This is a genomic window from bacterium, assembly GCA_020440705.1.
Lineage (GTDB): Bacteria > Krumholzibacteriota > Krumholzibacteriia > LZORAL124-64-63 > LZORAL124-64-63 > JAGRNP01.
In genome coordinates this window covers 15,167-31,036 of sequence record JAGRNP010000035.1, presented here as the reverse complement: position 1 = coordinate 31,036, position 15,870 = coordinate 15,167, and the positions used below count along the sequence as shown (strand labels likewise).

Sequence of the window (15,870 nt, the reverse complement as noted above, 5' to 3'; positions counted from 1 at the left end):
CAGGCCCGCCTGCGCGGTCTGGCCGAGGCCCAGGGCGCAGCCGTGGCCGACACCCTGGCCCGATTCTCGCCGGAGATCGAGCGGGCCGCAGCCGACAGTGGTCTGGAGCCGTCCCTGATCCTGGCCGTGGTCATGGAGGAGTCGGGCGGCGATCCGGCCGCGCGCAGCGCCAAGGGCGCCCTGGGCCTGATGCAGCTCATGCCGGACACCGCCACCGAGGTGGGCGTCGCCGATCGGTCCAGCCCGGCCCAGAACCTTTCCGGGGGCGCCGACTACCTGGCCCGCATGCTCCGGCGCTACGAGGGGCGGCTGGACCTGGCCCTGGCGGCCTACAACGCCGGTCCGGGCAACGTCGATCGGGCCGGACGCGCGGTGCCCGGCTTCCCGGAGACCGAGCGCTACGTGGCCCGCGTCCTGGAACGTTTCCGGGGCCTGGGCGGCCAGGTGGACACTGGCACGGAAATCGCGATGGACGGGCGTTGACGACGCTGTCCCGAACCACGGACCGGAGAGGACCGATGCACGCGAACCAGGACACCAGCACCGTTTTGGACGGGGATTGCCGCCGCCTGGCGGCCCTGCTCGACACCGAGGAGAGCCACTACCGCCGCCTGCTGCGGCTGGCGTGGCGCCAGAATTCTTACATGAAGCGGCAAGATGTGGACCGGCTCGAGGTGAACGCCGACGAGTGGGCCCGACGGCTCCCGGAGGCCGACACCTGCCGCATCGCCCGCGAAAGGCTCGTGGCGGAGCTGGGCCATCGCGTGGGCATCACGGTGCCCCCGGGACGGGTCAGCGACCTGCTGGACTACGTGGCGCCGGCGACCCGGCGCGAAGTGGGGGCGGCCGTCGGCCGCCTGCGGGCCACGGCGCAGCGTCTGGCCCGACAGAACGAACTGAACCGCACGCTGGCCGCATTCAACCTCGACCTCGCGCGCGAGGAGACGGAGATCTTCCGGCGCGTGGTGCTGGAGGATCCGAGCGGGCGCTACGGCGACGACGCCCGGACCACCGCGCGCGGCGCCGGCGGCATCCTGGTCAAGCAGGCCTGAGAGGACGACCATGGCGGGACTGAACGGCATCATGGACAACAGCCTGTCGGCGCTCTTCGCCGCCCAGGCGGGTCTGGCCACCACCGGCCACAACATCTCCAACGCGAACACCCCCGGCTACAGCCGCCAGGAGGTGCTCTTCGCGGCGCGCAAGCCGTCGATCCTGCCCTACGGGGCCATCGGCCGCGGCGTGGAGATCGAGGGGATCCGGCGCATCCAGGACGACTTCCTGCTCAACAACCTGCGCATCCAGCAGTCCCGGCTGGAGAGCTACTCGCAGACCGACACGGCGCTCTACGAGATCGAGGCGATCCTCGGCTCGGTGGACAACGACCACCTGGGCAACGCGCTGACGAACTTCTTCAACGCCTGGAACAGCCTGTCCCAGCCGCCCATCAACCCGAACCTGAAGCAGAACGTGGTGGCCACGGGCATCAGCCTCGTGAACGACTTCCACGCCATCAACGACTCCCTCGAAGACCTCGAGGGCCAGATCGAGGTGAGCATCCAGGCCGAGATCGAGAACCTGAACCGGATGCTGCGCGAAGTGGCCAACATGAACGAGCAGATCATGGGCGCCGAGACCAACGGCGAGCCGGCCAACGACCTGCGCGACCAGCGCGACCTGCTCATCACCGAGATCTCGAAGATCGCCGAGGTGTCGATCCTCGAGCGGGAGGACGGCTCCAAGGACGTCATCTTGGCCGGGCGGACCATGGTCACCCGCGACCGGGTGAGCGAGTTCACGAGCACCTACCGCCAGGGCGAGAACGGCAACTACGAGATGGTGATCGTCACCGAGGGCACCCTGCGCGACGTGAACCTGAGTCCGGGCCGCCTGCAGGGGCTGCTCGAGAGCCGGGACGTGCAGGTGCGCGGCGTGCGCGAGAAGCTCGACGCGGTCGCGGCCAAGATGATCCAGGAGGTCAACAGCCTCCATACCCAGGGCCGCACCCTCTCGAGCAGCGGCCTGGTGTTCTTCACCGGCGACAGCATGCACACCATCGAGGTGAACACGGCCATCGCCCTGGACAGCACCCTGGTGGCCACCGGGCGCACCGACGAGATCGGCGACAACACGATCGCCCTGGAGATCGCGAACCTGGCCAACGTGAGCGCCGACGGCAGCGGCGAACAGACCGTCAGCGACCGCTACCGGTCGGTGCTGATCGACGTGGCCAGCAACCGGGCCAGCTACGAGTTCCTGGTGGAGAACCAGACCAACGTGGTGGCCTCCCTCGAGACGAAGCTGGCCTCGGTGGCCGGCGTCAGCCTCGACGAGGAGGGCGCCAACATGGTGAAGTACCAGAACGCCTACAACGCGGCGGCGAAGGTCATCTCCACGGTGCAGGAGATGTACGACGCCCTCATGAGCATGGTGTAGAGGAGCAGGCATGGCCATCCGCGTCACCGACAGCTATCTCTCCTCGATCCTGATCGGGGACCTCAACCGCAGCCTCGGCGAGATGCTGCGCCAGCAGCGCATGGCCGGGTCCATGCGGCGGGTGAACAGCTTCGCCGACGACCCGCGTGCCGTCAGCACCATCCAGCGCTACAACGCGCTCATCGCCAACAACGAGGAGTACGTCAAGAACGTCTCCCGCAGCCGGATCATCGTCGACGCCACCGACGTGGCGCTGCAGAACATCTCCGAGGTCCTCGCCGAGGTGCGGGAGCTCTCCATGCGGGAGTCGTCGGCCCTCGCCACGCCCACCAGCATGGGGGCGACGGTGATCCAGGTCGAAACCCTCGTCGATCGCCTCATGGACGTGCTGAACACGACGGTCGAGGGCAACTACATCTTCTCGGGCCGGTCCACCGGCACGCCGCCTTTCGTGCGCAGCGGCGGCTCGGTCGTCTACCAGGGCGACAACGAGCTGATCGAGAGCCGCACCGGGCCCAACACGACCATGGCCGTCAACGTCCCCGGCCAGGTCTTCATGGGCACCCAGAGCTCGACCCTCGGCGGGCGCACCGACATCGCGCCCCGCCTGCAGGCCGGCACGCTGCTGACGGACCTCGACCTGGGCCAGGGCTGGACCGCCGGCGGCATCGTGATCGCCGACGGCGCCGGGAACGCCTGGCAGGTCGACCTCACCAGCGCCACGACCATCGGCGACGTCCTGGCCGAGATCGGGACCGTCACCGGCGGCGCCGTCACCGCCGCGATCAGTCCCGACGGCTCCTCGCTGCAGCTGACGGGCACCGGTCCGCTGACCGTCTCGGAAGTCGGCGACGGCACGACCGCGGCCTCGCTGGGCCTGAACGCCACGACCATGGGCAGCGAGATGACCGGGCGGGACATCCGGCCGGCCGCCGACGAGACCACCCTGCTCGCCGACATCGAGGCCCTGGCGGGCAGCCTGCCCCTGGGCGTGGTGGACGTGGCCTGGCAGGGAACGACCTACAACGTCGACCTGAGCACCGCCGCGACCCTCGGCGACATCCGCACCATCTTCAACGGCGCCGTGCCGGGCATGGAGATCCAGGTCAAGGACAGCCAGCTCGTCGTGGTGGGCAGCAGCCCGGAGCTCTTCGTGATCTCCAACGGCGACGCGACCAACACCGCCACGGCGCTGGGCATCGCCGGCAACGGCTCGCCGGTGCGCCTGTTCGGCATGATGGAGGATCTGCGGGCGGCCCTGGTCGCCGGCGACAAGGACGCCATCTTCGGGGCGATCAACGAGCTGACGGCCATCGAGGACACCGTCTACCAGCTCCTGATGACGACGGGTGGCCGCCAGACGGATCTGGACTGGTCGGAGACCCTGCTGCGCCAGCGCGACGAACGCCTGCGCAGCAACCTCTCCCTCGAACAGGATGCGGACGTGGCCCAGGTCGCCGCCGACCTCAGCCGCGCCGAGACGAGCTACCAGGCGAGCCTGCTGGTGACCAGCAAGCTGTACCAGACGAACCTGATGCAATTCCTGCGTTAACCATGCGGCCGGACGGGGTAGGAGCCGTCGCGACCGGAACCGAGGAGCCTGCGATGCCGAAATTCACGACCGTTCGATTCGGGGACCTGGACTACCGCCAGGACGATGTCATCCACCTGCCCGAGGGGCTGGTCGGCATGCCCGATCTGCGGAACTGGCTGATGCTCGAAATGGGCGACGAACTGCCCATGAAGTGGTTCCAGTCCCTGGACCGGGGGGATTTCGGCTTCCCCGTGACCCAGGCCTACCTCTTCCACGACGAGTACGAATTCCCGGTGGGCGAGCCCACGCGGCGGCGCCTGGGCAATGCGAGCCTGGACGACCTGGCGACCCTGATCATCACGACGATCCATCCGGGCGGGGACAAGGTGACGGGCAACCTGATGGCGCCCCTCATCGTCGATTCGAACACCCGTCGGGGGGCCCAGTTGACCCTCGATACCGAGGATTACAGCCTGCGCCAGGAGATCAATTACTTCAAATTTGGGCTTGCCGTGGGTGGCGAAAGCGCGGAAAATGCCGATACGGAACAGGTTTCCGCCGACACGGCGGCCGCGACCGGGCAAGAGAAACCGGAGACGGTCGGCGTGTAGCCCAGCCCGGAGCCGCCGGCCGCCTGCGGCCGGCAGAACCCAGTCGCGCTCCGGAGACAGGACAGGGAGGTCCCGTGCTCATACTCAGTCGCAAGCGGAACGAGAAGATCATGATCGGAGACGAGATCTCCATCATGATCGTCGACATCCGGGGCGATCAGGTGCAGATCGGCATCGATGCACCCCGGTCGATCCCCGTGCATCGCCACGAGATCTACGAGGAGATCAAGAGCACGACCCTGGGCGCCGCGGCCTCCGATGCGGTCGATATGGACGCGATCCGGCGCAAGGCCCGAAAAAATGGGAACGATAATCCAAAAGATTAACTCGCCTGCGCAACTTGTTGAAATAGGAAAGGCTCCCTGACGGGAGCTTTTCTCGTATCGGCTGGGGCGGAGGTCAGACCTTGCGGTCGAGGCAGGCCGGGGGGCCGTCGCTGTCCAGGCCGGGCCGCGGCGCGGCGCCCAGACGGCTGCGCACGGCGACCCCGGCGGCGTCGCGGGCGGAGCGGGCGCTCTGCTGCAGGTGGCCGTCGGCCGCCGCGAGGGCCTCCAGCACGGTCCGGCAGGCCTCCCGCTCGGCGGGACCGGCGGCCTCGTGGGCCGCCGCGAAGGCGGCCATGGCGTCGCCGCGCCGGGGCAGCAGGTCGGCGCAGTCGTCGAGACGGCTCTCGGCGAGGGCGTCGGCGAGGGCGCCGGTCAGATCCAGCGCGGTGGCGATGGCGGAGTGCAGGTCCATGGTCAGGCCGAGTAGGTGACGAGTTCGGACGGCTTGCCGGCGGCAGCCGCCTCCGTCTCCTCGGCCGGGAGAGGATGCGGCGCGCCGGTCCCGTCGAAGGACGGGGTGGTCGCCGGATCGGAAGCACGATTCGGGCCAGGCGGCGGCACGAGCTCGCCGCGGGCGTGCTCGCGGGCGGCCTTCTCGCCGGTCCCCACCGGCACCTGCCGCCAGGCGTCGAGCAGGGGCTCGAGCACCCGCAGGCAGTTGCGCACGTGGCTGGGGTCCTGGTCGACCAGCAGTTCGAGGTGCTGGTGGAAGAGGTAGTCGTAGAGGGCCTCGAGGTTGCGGGAGATGTCCCCGCCGATGCTGTGGTCCAGCGCGTTGCGCAGTTCGCTGATGATGCGCTGCGAGTGGTTGGCCCGCTGGGTCATGGCGATGCGGTCGTTCTGCCCGATGGCCGCCTGCACCTCGTGGAGGTCGCTGACGATCTTCTCGTAGAGCAGGACGATCAGCTTCTCCCTGGTCATGGAACTGATGTCCGTCTGCCGATAGGCCTGCACGCCCTGTGCGGTGTACATTGTCCTGGTCCTGCCTTCCCTTGGATCCTCGTCGCGGTCTACTGCGAATACATGACGCTGGTCAGGTAGTTGCCCTGGGCCTGCAACTGGCTGACCATCTGCTCCATGGCCGTGAAGCGGCGTTCCAGCGTCAGCTGATACGATTCGATGCTGCGCTCGTAGCGCTCGATGCTCTGGTCCGCATAGTCGATCTTCTTGTTCAGCGCGTCGTTGGAGATGCGGAAGAGCCCGTCGATGGAGTCGGTCATGTCCTCGACGGCCTGGTCGATGAGGTACGTCTTGCCGAGATTGCCGTCGCGCTCGATGAAGAAGTCGCGCACGCTGCCGAAGTCGTTCTCCAGCGCCGAGGCGAAGTCCTCCTTGTCGAACTTGATCTGGCGCGCGTCGCCCCGCGTGATGCCCACCTGCGAGAAGAGGCTCACGTCGCCGAGTCCGCCGGACAGGGCCGTCGTGAAGATGCTCTCCACCCGGCTCGCCACCGAGCGCAGGGAGGGGTTGTCGCGCAGGGTGCCTTCGGCGCCCGACTGCTCGGTGACGTAGCTGAACAGGTCGTTGTACTTGTCGACCAGGGTCTGCACCTTCTCGGCGATGCCGTCGGTGTCGGTTCCGACCGTGACGGTCGTCATGCCCTCGCCCTCGGCGAGCAGGTTCAGGGTCAGGCCGCTGATCACGTCGCTGGGGTTGTTGCTCGAGGCGACGACGTCGATGCCGTCGACGCGCAGGCTGGCGTCGCGGGCGGTGTGGTCCACGTCGGTGGTCAGGATGGGGGTGATGCCGCCGCTCATGCCGCTCGCGTCGACCGAGAAGGCGCCGGCGGTGCCGGCCTCGGCCGCGCTCAGGACCAGGTGGTAGCCGCCGGTGGCGGACCCGTCGAAGACGATGGAGGCCCCGACGCCGGCCACGTCGTTGTTGATGCGCTCGGCGAGTTGCTCGAGCGAGACGCCGGCGCCCAGGTCCAGGTCGGTGGTCTCCCCGTTCACGGTGAACGAGAGCACGCCGCCGCCGACGCCGTTGAGTTTCGAATCGTAGCCCTGGGAGGTGGTCTTCTGGGCGCGGGCGAGCTGCAGGACCTCGATCTCGTAGGTCCCGGCGGCGGCGCCGCTGCCGGCGGTGACGGTCAGGGCGTCCTCGTTGGCGACGGTGGTCTTCAGGGAGGAGAACTCGTTGGCGGTGTCGAGGGCCTTGGCCGCGTCCTGGAGGGCGACGAGCTTCGACTTCAGGGTGTCGAGCGCCTTCTTCTGGTTCTCGTAGCCCGTGCGGCGGCTCTGCAACCTGTAGATCGGCGCACGCTTGAGCTCCACCAGCTGGCTGATGATGCTGCCCGTGTCCAGGCCGGTCGCCAGGCCGGAAAAGTTGACGGTAGGCATGTCCTGCTCCCCAGTTCAGTCGGTTGGTCGTTCCGTCGACACTGTCCGGGCTCCGTCGGGTCAGGTCGTCTCGTCCACGACCACACCCGACAGTTCGTCCAGTTTGCTGCGCAGGTTTAGGACTTTTTCCGGCGGGAACTGCCGGATCAGGTCGCCCTCCTTGTTCCGGATCTCCAGGACGTAGCCGTTGTGCCGCTCGTCCGCGCGGAAATCCACGGTAAGGGGTTCCCTGCTGGCCCTGCTGAGGGCTTCCTGCATCTCGGCGGCCAGCCGCTTCGTCTCGTCGAGGCTCGGGAATTTCGGTTCCTTCGGGGCCGGCGGATCCGGCTCGGGCTGGCGGGCCCGGGCCGGGGGGGCCGTCCCGGGAGCAGGCGCGGTCCGGACGCCCTGCTCCGCGGCGACGGGAGCGGTCCCGTCGGCGGGGTGGGTCATTCGGCTCTCGAGGCCTCCCTGCGGAATGCTGAGCGTCGCCATGGTTTCAACCCCCACTTCCTTCCGTTGATCGGGGTGGGGCCCCGCCGGAGCGGGGCCCCGTTCTCGACTAGCTCATCAGGGCCATCGCCAGGCTGCTGGTCATGTTGGCCTGGGCCAGCATGGACACGCCCGCCTGCTGCAGGATCTGGTAGCTGGTCATCTTCGACGTCTCCGAAGCCACGTCCACGTCCCGGATCCGGCTGTTGGCGGCCGAGAGGTTCTCCGCCGTCATGTTGATGTTCCGGATCGAGCTCTCCAGGCGGTTCTGCACCGCACCGAAGCCGGAACGCGCCGAGGTCACGGTCGCGATCGCGGTGTCGATCTGGCCCATCGCCGTGGTGGCGTTGGTCGCCGAGTCGATGCCGGTGGTCAGGCCCAGGGCGGTCGCGTCGCGATCGCCGCTCAGGGTGATGGCCACCTGGTTCGAGCCGCCGGTGCCGATGCCGACCTGGATGTTGACGGTGCCGCCGGTGCCGTCCAGCAGCTTGACGCCGTTGAACTCGGTGGCGTCGCTGATGCGCGTGATCTCGGACTGCAGAGCGCTGTATTCGCTGTTCAGGTAGCCGCGGTCCGTGTCGGACAGGGTCCCGTTCAGCGACTGCTCGGCCAGTTCCTTCATGCGCAGCAGCACGTTCGACACCTCGTCCATGGCGCCTTCACCGACCTGCACGAGGGAGATACCGTCGGCCGCGTTCCGGGCCGCCTGGTCCAGGGCGCGGATGTCGGCCTTCAGGCCCTCGCTGATGGCCAGACCGGCCGCGTCATCGCCCGCACGGTTGATGCGCAGACCGGAGCTCAGCTTCTCCATGCTCTTCTGGAAGGAAACGGAGTTCTTGGCCAGGTGACGCTGGGTGTTCAGGGAGCTGATATTGGTGTTGATGCGGATTCCCATGACATTCCTCCTTGAAATGCGATGCGGGACGTCCTTGCCCTCAGCCGGACCTCATGTCCGGGATTTGCCTGAGAGGCTCCTTTCTTGAGTCCAAAACGCAAAAAGTGCGGTTCGGTGAGAAAGTTTTCGGCATATGGTGCGGATAACTTTAGCACAATTTGTAAAAAACTACGGAAAAACTGCATATGATAACACAAGTGGCGTCACCACAACGAAAAACGACCGCCCCCCGCAGGGGGCGGCCGCTTCAGAAGCCGGCGCGTGGAGACGACTGGGGGGCGCCCCCGTGCGTCGGCCCGTGCTAGCTCAGCAGAGACATGGCCAGACCGGTGGTCATGTTGGCCTGGGCCAGCATGGACACACCCGCCTGCTGCAGAATCTGATAGCTGGTCATGCGCGAGGTCTCGCTGGCCACGTCCACGTCGCGGATGCGGCTGTTGGCGGCCGAGAGATTCTCGCTCGTCATGTTGATGTTGCGGATCGAGGCCTCGAGCCGGTTCTGCACCGCACCGAAGGCGCCACGGGCGCTGACGACCGTCGCGATGGCGGTGTCGATCTGGCCCATGGCCGAGGTGGCGTTGGTGGCCGAATCGATGCCGGTGGTCAGGCCGAGGGCCGTCGCGTCCCGGTCGCCCGCCAGGTTGACGGCCACCTGGTTCGAGCCGCCGGTGCCGATGCCCACCTGGATGTTCACCGTACCGCCGGTGCCGTCCAGCAGCTTGACGCCGTTGAAGTCGACGCCGTCGCTGATGCGCGTGATCTCCGACTGCAGCGCACTGTACTCGCTGTTCAGGTAGCCGCGGTCCGTGTCCGACAGGGTGCCGTTCAGGGACTGCTCGGTCAGCTCCTTCATGCGCAGCAGGATGTTGGAGACCTCGTCCAGCGAACCTTCCGCCGTCTGGATCAGGGAGATGCCGTCGGCGGCGTTGCGGGCGGCCTGGTCCAGGGCCCGGATGTCCGACTTCAGGCTTTCGCTGATGGCCAGACCGGCCGCGTCGTCGCCGGCGCGGTTGATCCGGAGACCGGAGCTGAGCTTCTCCATCGACTTGCCGAACATCACGGTCGAAGTGGCGAGGTGTCGGCGCGTGTTGATCGACGAGACGTTGGTGTTGATACGGATACCCATATCATTCCTCCTTGAGTGTTCCCGCCCACGTCCATGTGGCCGGGCCGTTGGGTGGGCCCGCGGACGGGCCCTCTGGTTGGACCGGGGGCCGCCCCTTCAGGCGGTCCCCGGCTCCGTGCCCGGCGCCTAGCCGCCGAGCAGGGACATGGCCAGGCCGGTGGTCATGTTGGCCTGCGCCAACATCGCCACACCGGCCTGCTGCAGGATCTGGTAGCTGGTCATGCGGGAGGTCTCGCTGGCCACGTCCACGTCGCGGATGCGGCTGTTGGCGGCCGAGAGGTTCTCCGAGGTCATGTTGATGTTGCGGATCGAGGCCTCGAGGCGGTTCTGCACCGCACCGAAGTTGCCGCGGGCGCTGACGACCGAGCGGATGGCGGTGTCGATCTGGTCCATGGCCGTGGAGGCATTGGTCGCCGAGTCGACGCCGGTCGTCAGGCCGAGGGCGGTGGCGTCCGTGTCCGTGCCCAGGTTCACCGCGACGCTGTCGCTGGCGGTGGTGCCGATGCCGACCTGGATGTTGACCGAGCCGCCGGTGCCGTCCAGCAGCTTGACGCCGTTAAAGTCGACGCCGTCGCTGATGCGCGTGATCTCCGACTGCAGCGCGTTGTACTCGCTGTTCAGGTAGCCGCGGTCCGTGTCCGACAGGGTGCCGTTCAGGGACTGTTCGGCCAGTTCCTTCATGCGCAGCAGGATGTTGGAGACCTCGTCCAGCGAGCCTTCCGCGGTCTGGATGAGGGAGATGCCGTCGGCGGCGTTGCGGGCGGCCTGGTCCAGCGCCCGAATGTCCGACTTCAGGCTCTCGCTGATGGCGAGGCCGGCCGCGTCGTCGCCCGCGCGGTTGATGCGCAGACCGGAGCTCAACTTCTCCATGCTCTTGGTGAACTGCATGGTGGAGTTGGCGAGGTGGCGACGGGTGTTGATGGAAGAAACGTTCGTATTGATGCGGATGCCCATGGTTTTCCTCCTTGAAAACGTGCTGGGTCTGGTTTTTCCCGCCGAAGCAGGTGAGGTTGTCTGTCACCTGAATCGGGGGCCGTCGAGTCCTTTCGACGGGCGATTGCCTTCGCGTGACATGGGGGTGTTCGGCGGGTTCGCGGGGCGCTTTATAGAAAACTTTAGCGCCGCGGAAAAATTTTTCGGAGTGGTCGGGCGGGGGAAGGCGCGGCGCCGGGCGGGCCGCCGGAAGCGTCGGCTCCCGGCGGCCCTGGGCTGTGCAAAAAGTCGGGCGGTGCCCCGCGGCGGGCTAGCCCTGCAGCAGGTTCAGCGCCAGCTGGCTGGTGGCGTTGGCCTGGCCGAGGATCGACACGCCGGCCTGCTGCAGGATCTGCAGGCTGGTCATGGTCGAGGTCTCGAGGGCCACATCCACGTCGCGGATGCGGCTGTTGGCGGCCGAGAGGTTCTCCGCCGTCATGCCGATGTTGCGGATCGAGGTCTCGAACCGGTTCTGGGCCGCACCGAAATCGGCGCGCATGGAGCTGACGGTGCCCGTGGCGGCCGTGATGTTGCCGATGGCCGCGCGGGCCGCGTCGCCGTTGGTGCCGGCGATGCTCAGGGTGCCGGCGGTCAGGTTCAGGGCCGACGCGCTCATGGCCTGGGTGAGGTCGATCGTGACGGCGCTGGTCGAGGCATCGGTGCCGATGCCGACCTGCACCCGCAGCTGCAGGGCCGTGCCGTCGAGCAGCTTGATGCCGTTGAACTCGGCCGTGGCGCTGATGCGGTTGATCTCGTCGAGCAGCTCCTGGAACTCGGCGTCCAGGTAGGTGCGCTCCTCCTCGCCGAGGGTTTCCGTGGCCGACTGCTCGGCCAGTTCCCGCAGACGCAGCAGGATGTTGTTGACCTCGTCGAGCGACCCTTCGGCCGTCTGCACGAGGGAGATGCCGTCGGCCGCGTTGCGGCTGGCCTGCTGCAGCGCGCGGATGTCGGACTTGAGGCTCTCGCTGATGGCCAGACCGGCCGCGTCGTCGCCGGAGCGGTTGATCCGCAGACCGGAACTCAGACGCTCCATGGACTTGCCGAAGCGCGTGGTCGTGTTGTACAGGTGCCGCTGCGCGTTCAGCGAAGCGACGTTGGTATTGACGCGAAGACCCATCGTGTTTCCTCCGTGACCTGACCGTCCCGGGAACCGGTATCCTGCCCGGACGCGGGGGCGCGGTCGTGCCCAAGATTTTGCAACTTGCCCATCGTCCCGGTCGCGCCGTACAGTCCGGTCAGCCGTTCGACCACCCGCGGAGCGACCATGCACATTGCCACGATCACCCCGGAACGCCACGCCGAGTTTCTCGACCTCGTCGATGCAGAGATCAGGCCAGACCGTGCAAAAACCCATGCGTGGGACGATTTCCCCCTCATCCTCAGCCCCGCCAACGCGGCCTGGACCCTCGCCGCGACCGCACCCGACGGCCGTCTGGCCGGCGGCATCGCCTGCCTAATAAGGGAATACTCAACGACTTCCGGGAAGGTGCCCGTAGCGGGCGTCGGCTCGGTGGTGACGCATCCGGAATACCGGGGTCGCGGCGTGAGCACGGCCCTGCAGAACGCCCTGCTGACGCGCTTGCGGGGGAAAAATGTGCCGCTCGCGGTGCTCTGGACCGACCGACCGGAAATTTATGCCGGACGGGGATTCGCTCCCGCCGGCTGGGAACGGCACGTCGACCTGGCCGAGGCCGACCTGCCCACCGAACTGCCCGCCGGCTTCGTCGCCCGGCCGTTCGCGCCCGGCGATGCCGACGCGGTGGCCGCGCTGTACGACCGCCACTCCCTGCGGACGATCCGCGCGCCGGGCGACGCGGCGACGCTGTACACCATGCCGGGCACCCGCGGCCTGGTCGCCGCCGGCGAGGGGGGCGGCGCGGTCGCCGCCGTCTTCTGCGGCAAGGGCGCCGACTTCCCCGGCTACGTCACGGAATGGTCGGGGCCGGTGGGTCTGGTGGTGCCGCTCCTGGCGGCGGCCCGGGCGCGGGGCTGGGCGCAGCATGTGCTCGTGCCGCCCGGGGCGGAGCAGATCCTTCAGCCCCTCGGTCGCTGCGGGGCGGGGTGGGGCACGGTCCCTTCGGGCTGCTGGGCGATCCTGGCGCCGGACGGCCTGGGGCGGTACCTGCAGGCCGCGGGCGCGGGAGCGCCGCGCGACATGGGCGATCCGGTGGCCGTGCTGGGCGGCGTCGACGACGAGGGCCAACCCGTGGCGGGCGCCCTGACTCTGGCCGTGTGGGGGTTCGATTCGGTATGAGCCTGGGCCTGACCCTGATCGTGCGGGACGAGGCGGAGCGACTCGGGCCCCTGCTGGACCACCATCGCGGCCTGGCCGACGCGGTGCTCGTGGTGGACACGGGCTCGGTCGACGGCACCGCCGCCGTAGCCCGGCAGGCCGGCGCGGCGGTGGTGGAACATCCCTGGCGCGACGATTTCGCCGCCGCGCGCAATGCGGGGCTCGACGCCCTGGGGACCGACTGGGTGCTGTTCCTCGATGCGGACGAACGGATCGCCGCGCGGGACTTCGCCGCCGTGCGGGCCGCGACGGAGACGGGCGCGGCGGCCTGGCTGCAGGAGACGTGGAACTACTGCGGCCGCGAGCATCTGGAATGGCGCCCGGTTTCCGGACGGTACCCCGCGGAAGAGGCCGGCCAGGCGGGTTACTTCGTCGCCCGCCGGGTGGGGCTGTTTCCGCTTCGCGCGGACCTGCGCTTCAGCGGGCGGGTGCACGAGTCGGTGTTGCCGGCCGTCGAGCGCGCCGGCCTGGCCCTGCGGCCGCTGGACGTGCCGGTCCATCACTACGGCTTCGCGGGTGGGGCGGAGGCCAACGCCGCCCGGCGCGAACGCTATCGCCGCCTGGTCGCCCTGAAGCTGGCCGATGATCCGGACGATGCGGCCGCCCGTCTCGAGTGGGCGACGGTGCTGATCGAGGACGGCGAGGCGCCGCGGGCGCTGCCGGTGCTCGAATCCCTGGCTGCCGAGTCGGGGGGCCGCCGGCCGGTCGTGCGCGGCCTGGTGCTGCTGGCCCGGCTGCGGCGCGAGTCCGGCGCGGCGGAAGCGGCAAGGGATTTGCTGCGGGAAGCCCTGCGGCGGGATCCGGCTTTCCTGCCCGCCCACCTCGCGGCCGTGCGCGGCGCCGCCGACGACGAGGACTGGGAGCGGGCGGAAAGCCTCCTGCGGGACGCGGCGGCCCACGGCGGCGGCGACGACCCGCGCCTGCTGCAGGAAGCTGTGCGCGTGCACAGCCATCGCCGGCACCTCGGCGACGCGCTCGGCGCCGCCGAGCGGCTGGTCGCTCTCTGTCCGCAATGGCACGAGATGCGGGCGGTCGCCGACCGCCTGCGCACCATCATCCGGGCCGGCGGCGAGTCCGCCGGGCCCTGACCGGGAGTCGCCTCATCGAGCGCATCGCCAAAGGCCCCAGACCACCCCGCCTCAGCCTGGTCGTCATCGCCCGGGACGAGGCGCCGCAACTGCAGCGGCTGCTGTCGCACCACCGGCCCCTCTGGGACGAGGCCGTCGTCGTGGACACCGGCTCACGCGACGAGTCGCCGATCGTGGCGGCCGCCGCCGGAGCGCGGGTCACCGCCATCGCATGGGGTGACGACTTCGCCGCCGCGCGCAATGCGGCCCTCGGCCGGGCCCGCGGCGACTGGGCCCTCGTCCTGGACTGCGACGAGTGGATCGCCCCGGACGAATTCGACGCCGTGCGGGCCTGCCTGACCGCGCCCGCAGGTTGGGTCTTCGAGCAGCGCAACTACTGTCGGGATGCCGACGGCGCCCACGCCGTTCCCGTCGCGCCCGGCACGCCATGGGCCCCGGACGGCGCCACCGCCTACCGCCCGAATCTCACCTGCCGCCTGTTTCCTCTCGGTCTGGGCATCCGCTACGAGGGACTGGTGCACGAGGTGCCGGATGCGGCCGTGGCCCGGGCCGGACTGGCTCTGCGTCCCTGCGACGTGGCCATCCACCACGAGGGGCATCTGGTGCAGGGGGAGAGGCTGCAGGTGAAGAACGCCCGCTACACCCGCCTGCTGCGCCTGAAGGTGGCCCGGCGGCCGCGCGATCCGAAGGCCCGCCACGAGCTGGCGGTCCAGCTGGTGGCCGAGGGCCACCCCGACCTCGCGCGGCGGCTGCTCGAGCGGACGGTCCGCGAGTTCCCGGCCCATCTGGAAGGCCAGCCCGCGCGCCTGCTCCTGGCGGCCATCCTGGTCCAGGGGGGCGAGGTGGATGCGGGGCTCGCCCAGGTCGATGCGGCGGTGCGCACCTGGCCCGCCCTGCGGACCGGCTGGGTGGCGGCCGTGCGCCTGCATCGGCAGGCCGGTCGCCCCGCCGAGGCCGCTGGCTATCTGGCCGAAGCGCGGCGTCTCTTTCCGGCCGATCCCGAGCTGGCCGCCCTGGCCGGTGCGGCCGCGGCGGGGTAGCTCCGGTCCCTGGTCAGGAATCGACCGCCCCTCCGCCGGGCGAACCTGCTACAATGGCCCGGCGGACCCCGTCCGACCGCCTGGCGGGGCGCGTTTCCCGGGAGTCCGGAGGCGGCAGATTCGTCCCGCAGCGGCAAATCCGACCGGTTTTGCCGCCCGCGGGCAGGAGCGTGCCAACGGGCACTACAGAATTCGGCACCATCGTTGCAAGGGTCTCCGGTAATGATCCGGGACGGGAATGGCCCCGCCCCGGAAACGGTGGAAATCGAGGCAGGTCGAATATGGCAATGGACAAGGTCAACGGGTCGCCCCTGCTGAGGCAGGGACTCCTGGAACAGTCCCGCCAGCAGGAGAAGGTGGACGGCCAGAAGCGCGCCCGCCAGCAGAGCGGCGCCGACGTGCCGGTGGAGACGCCCCCGCGGGGCGGCGACACGGCCGAGATCTCGGCGGCGGCCCTGCGCATGATGGATCTGCGGCTGGCGGTCGATGCGGGGCGGGAGGCCCTGGGCCAGCTGGAGGAGATCCGGGCCGACAAGGTCGCCCTGGCGCGGGAGAGGCTCCACAACGGCTACTACCGCACCGACGAGGTGCGTGAACGCGTGGCCGAGGGCCTCGCGGGGCTGTTCGGCGGCACGAACCTGCTCTAGGGCGCCGGGCGGTCGCTCGACGGCCCGGAGCGGGGATTTCGTCGGGAAATCCCGCTTTTTCTCGTTGATTTCACTGGTAAATATCTTTACAG

At 69.0% G+C, this 15,870-nt stretch carries 18 protein-coding genes; 10 read left to right on the top strand and 8 right to left on the bottom strand.

The genetic code is table 11. From position 1 onward, the window contains the following. The 6 genes from KDM41_07545 to csrA form a co-directional block, all read left to right on the top strand. Positions 1–483: lytic transglycosylase domain-containing protein (locus KDM41_07545; protein ID MCB1183271.1), on the top strand; the 483-nt coding region annotated here is incomplete at its 5' end. A 35-nt stretch (positions 484–518) separates the two neighbouring features. Beyond that, the gene (gene flgN / locus KDM41_07540) at positions 519–1,052 is read left to right on the top strand and encodes a flagellar export chaperone FlgN (GenBank protein ID MCB1183270.1); all 534 of its coding nucleotides are present in this window, start codon (positions 519–521) and stop codon (positions 1,050–1,052) included. A gap of 10 nt (positions 1,053–1,062) precedes the next feature. Continuing rightward, a complete protein-coding gene (gene flgK, locus KDM41_07535) occupies positions 1,063–2,436 on the top strand; it encodes a flagellar hook-associated protein FlgK (GenBank protein MCB1183269.1) in 1,374 nt (457 codons plus the stop codon). A 10-nt stretch (positions 2,437–2,446) separates the two neighbouring features. Next, positions 2,447–3,988, top strand: coding sequence for a hypothetical protein (locus tag KDM41_07530; protein MCB1183268.1), 1,542 nt, complete (start codon positions 2,447–2,449; stop codon positions 3,986–3,988). A gap of 53 nt (positions 3,989–4,041) precedes the next feature. Then, on the top strand, positions 4,042–4,581 hold the full coding sequence (fliW, locus tag KDM41_07525; protein ID MCB1183267.1) for a flagellar assembly protein FliW: 540 nt from the start codon (positions 4,042–4,044) through the stop codon (positions 4,579–4,581). Positions 4,582–4,655: 74 nt separating this feature from the next. Next, the gene (gene csrA, locus KDM41_07520) at positions 4,656–4,907 is read left to right on the top strand and encodes a carbon storage regulator CsrA (protein MCB1183266.1); all 252 of its coding nucleotides are present in this window, start codon (positions 4,656–4,658) and stop codon (positions 4,905–4,907) included. Positions 4,908–4,980: 73 nt separating this feature from the next. On the opposite strand, the gene KDM41_07515 is transcribed toward csrA, so the two are convergent. The 8 genes from KDM41_07515 to KDM41_07480 form a co-directional block, all read right to left on the bottom strand. Beyond that, positions 4,981–5,319: a hypothetical protein gene (locus tag KDM41_07515; protein MCB1183265.1), complete on the bottom strand. Its 339-nt coding sequence runs from the start codon at positions 5,317–5,319 to the stop codon at positions 4,981–4,983. Positions 5,320–5,321: 2 nt separating this feature from the next. Beyond that, positions 5,322–5,879 carry a flagellar export chaperone FliS gene (gene fliS / locus KDM41_07510; protein MCB1183264.1) on the bottom strand — a complete coding sequence of 186 codons (558 nt, stop codon included), beginning with the start codon at positions 5,877–5,879 and terminating at the stop codon, positions 5,322–5,324. Positions 5,880–5,917: 38 nt separating this feature from the next. Next, positions 5,918–7,246, bottom strand: coding sequence for a flagellar filament capping protein FliD (fliD, locus tag KDM41_07505; protein ID MCB1183263.1), 1,329 nt, complete (start codon positions 7,244–7,246; stop codon positions 5,918–5,920). A 60-nt stretch (positions 7,247–7,306) separates the two neighbouring features. Beyond that, positions 7,307–7,678 carry a flagellar protein FlaG gene (locus KDM41_07500; GenBank protein MCB1183262.1) on the bottom strand — a complete coding sequence of 124 codons (372 nt, stop codon included), beginning with the start codon at positions 7,676–7,678 and terminating at the stop codon, positions 7,307–7,309. 109 nt (positions 7,679–7,787) lie between these two features. Then, on the bottom strand, positions 7,788–8,606 hold the full coding sequence (locus tag KDM41_07495) for a flagellin FliC (GenBank protein MCB1183261.1): 819 nt from the start codon (positions 8,604–8,606) through the stop codon (positions 7,788–7,790). Positions 8,607–8,913: 307 nt separating this feature from the next. After that, positions 8,914–9,732: a flagellin FliC gene (locus KDM41_07490; protein MCB1183260.1), complete on the bottom strand. Its 819-nt coding sequence runs from the start codon at positions 9,730–9,732 to the stop codon at positions 8,914–8,916. Positions 9,733–9,864: 132 nt separating this feature from the next. Further along, on the bottom strand, positions 9,865–10,686 hold the full coding sequence (locus KDM41_07485) for a flagellin FliC (protein ID MCB1183259.1): 822 nt from the start codon (positions 10,684–10,686) through the stop codon (positions 9,865–9,867). Positions 10,687–10,981: 295 nt separating this feature from the next. Beyond that, positions 10,982–11,827: a flagellin FliC gene (locus tag KDM41_07480; GenBank protein ID MCB1183258.1), complete on the bottom strand. Its 846-nt coding sequence runs from the start codon at positions 11,825–11,827 to the stop codon at positions 10,982–10,984. 147 nt (positions 11,828–11,974) lie between these two features. On the opposite strand from KDM41_07480, the gene KDM41_07475 reads away from it, so the two are divergent. The 4 genes from KDM41_07475 to KDM41_07460 all read left to right on the top strand — a co-directional run bounded on the left by KDM41_07475 (position 11,975) and on the right by KDM41_07460 (position 15,778). Then, positions 11,975–12,964, top strand: coding sequence for a GNAT family N-acetyltransferase (locus KDM41_07475; protein MCB1183257.1), 990 nt, complete (start codon positions 11,975–11,977; stop codon positions 12,962–12,964). Next, on the top strand, positions 12,961–14,091 hold the full coding sequence (locus KDM41_07470) for a glycosyltransferase (protein ID MCB1183256.1): 1,131 nt from the start codon (positions 12,961–12,963) through the stop codon (positions 14,089–14,091). The genes KDM41_07475 and KDM41_07470 overlap by 4 nt, the downstream gene beginning before the upstream one ends. Then, complete coding sequence (locus KDM41_07465; GenBank protein ID MCB1183255.1) at positions 14,016–15,131, top strand: glycosyltransferase; 1,116 nt, start codon at positions 14,016–14,018, stop codon at positions 15,129–15,131. Before KDM41_07470 ends, KDM41_07465 begins: the two co-directional genes overlap by 76 nt. A gap of 281 nt (positions 15,132–15,412) precedes the next feature. Further along, entirely contained in the window at positions 15,413–15,778 is a 366-nt protein-coding gene (locus tag KDM41_07460; GenBank protein ID MCB1183254.1) for a hypothetical protein, read from the top strand. Positions 15,779–15,870 lie beyond the last annotated feature (92 nt).

What these genes read in the sequence shown, in the direction of transcription:
- fliS (MCB1183264.1), bottom strand. Translation starts at nt 5,879, where the DNA reads ATGTACACCGCACAGGGCGTGCAGGCCTATCGGCAGACGGACATCAGT.
- KDM41_07515 (MCB1183265.1), bottom strand. Translation starts at nt 5,319, where the DNA reads ATGGACCTGCACTCCGCCATCGCCACCGCGCTGGATCTGACCGGCGCC.
- KDM41_07470 (MCB1183256.1), top strand. Translation starts at nt 12,961, where the DNA reads ATGAGCCTGGGCCTGACCCTGATCGTGCGGGACGAGGCGGAGCGACTC.
- flgN (MCB1183270.1), top strand. Translation starts at nt 519, where the DNA reads ATGCACGCGAACCAGGACACCAGCACCGTTTTGGACGGGGATTGCCGC.
- fliW (MCB1183267.1), top strand. Translation starts at nt 4,042, where the DNA reads ATGCCGAAATTCACGACCGTTCGATTCGGGGACCTGGACTACCGCCAG.
- fliD (MCB1183263.1), bottom strand. Translation starts at nt 7,246, where the DNA reads ATGCCTACCGTCAACTTTTCCGGCCTGGCGACCGGCCTGGACACGGGC.
- KDM41_07500 (MCB1183262.1), bottom strand. Translation starts at nt 7,678, where the DNA reads ATGACCCACCCCGCCGACGGGACCGCTCCCGTCGCCGCGGAGCAGGGC.
- KDM41_07480 (MCB1183258.1), bottom strand. Translation starts at nt 11,827, where the DNA reads ATGGGTCTTCGCGTCAATACCAACGTCGCTTCGCTGAACGCGCAGCGG.
- flgK (MCB1183269.1), top strand. Translation starts at nt 1,063, where the DNA reads ATGGCGGGACTGAACGGCATCATGGACAACAGCCTGTCGGCGCTCTTC.
- KDM41_07530 (MCB1183268.1), top strand. Translation starts at nt 2,447, where the DNA reads ATGGCCATCCGCGTCACCGACAGCTATCTCTCCTCGATCCTGATCGGG.
- KDM41_07475 (MCB1183257.1), top strand. Translation starts at nt 11,975, where the DNA reads ATGCACATTGCCACGATCACCCCGGAACGCCACGCCGAGTTTCTCGAC.
- KDM41_07465 (MCB1183255.1), top strand. Translation starts at nt 14,016, where the DNA reads ATGGCACGAGATGCGGGCGGTCGCCGACCGCCTGCGCACCATCATCCG.
- KDM41_07460 (MCB1183254.1), top strand. Translation starts at nt 15,413, where the DNA reads ATGGCAATGGACAAGGTCAACGGGTCGCCCCTGCTGAGGCAGGGACTC.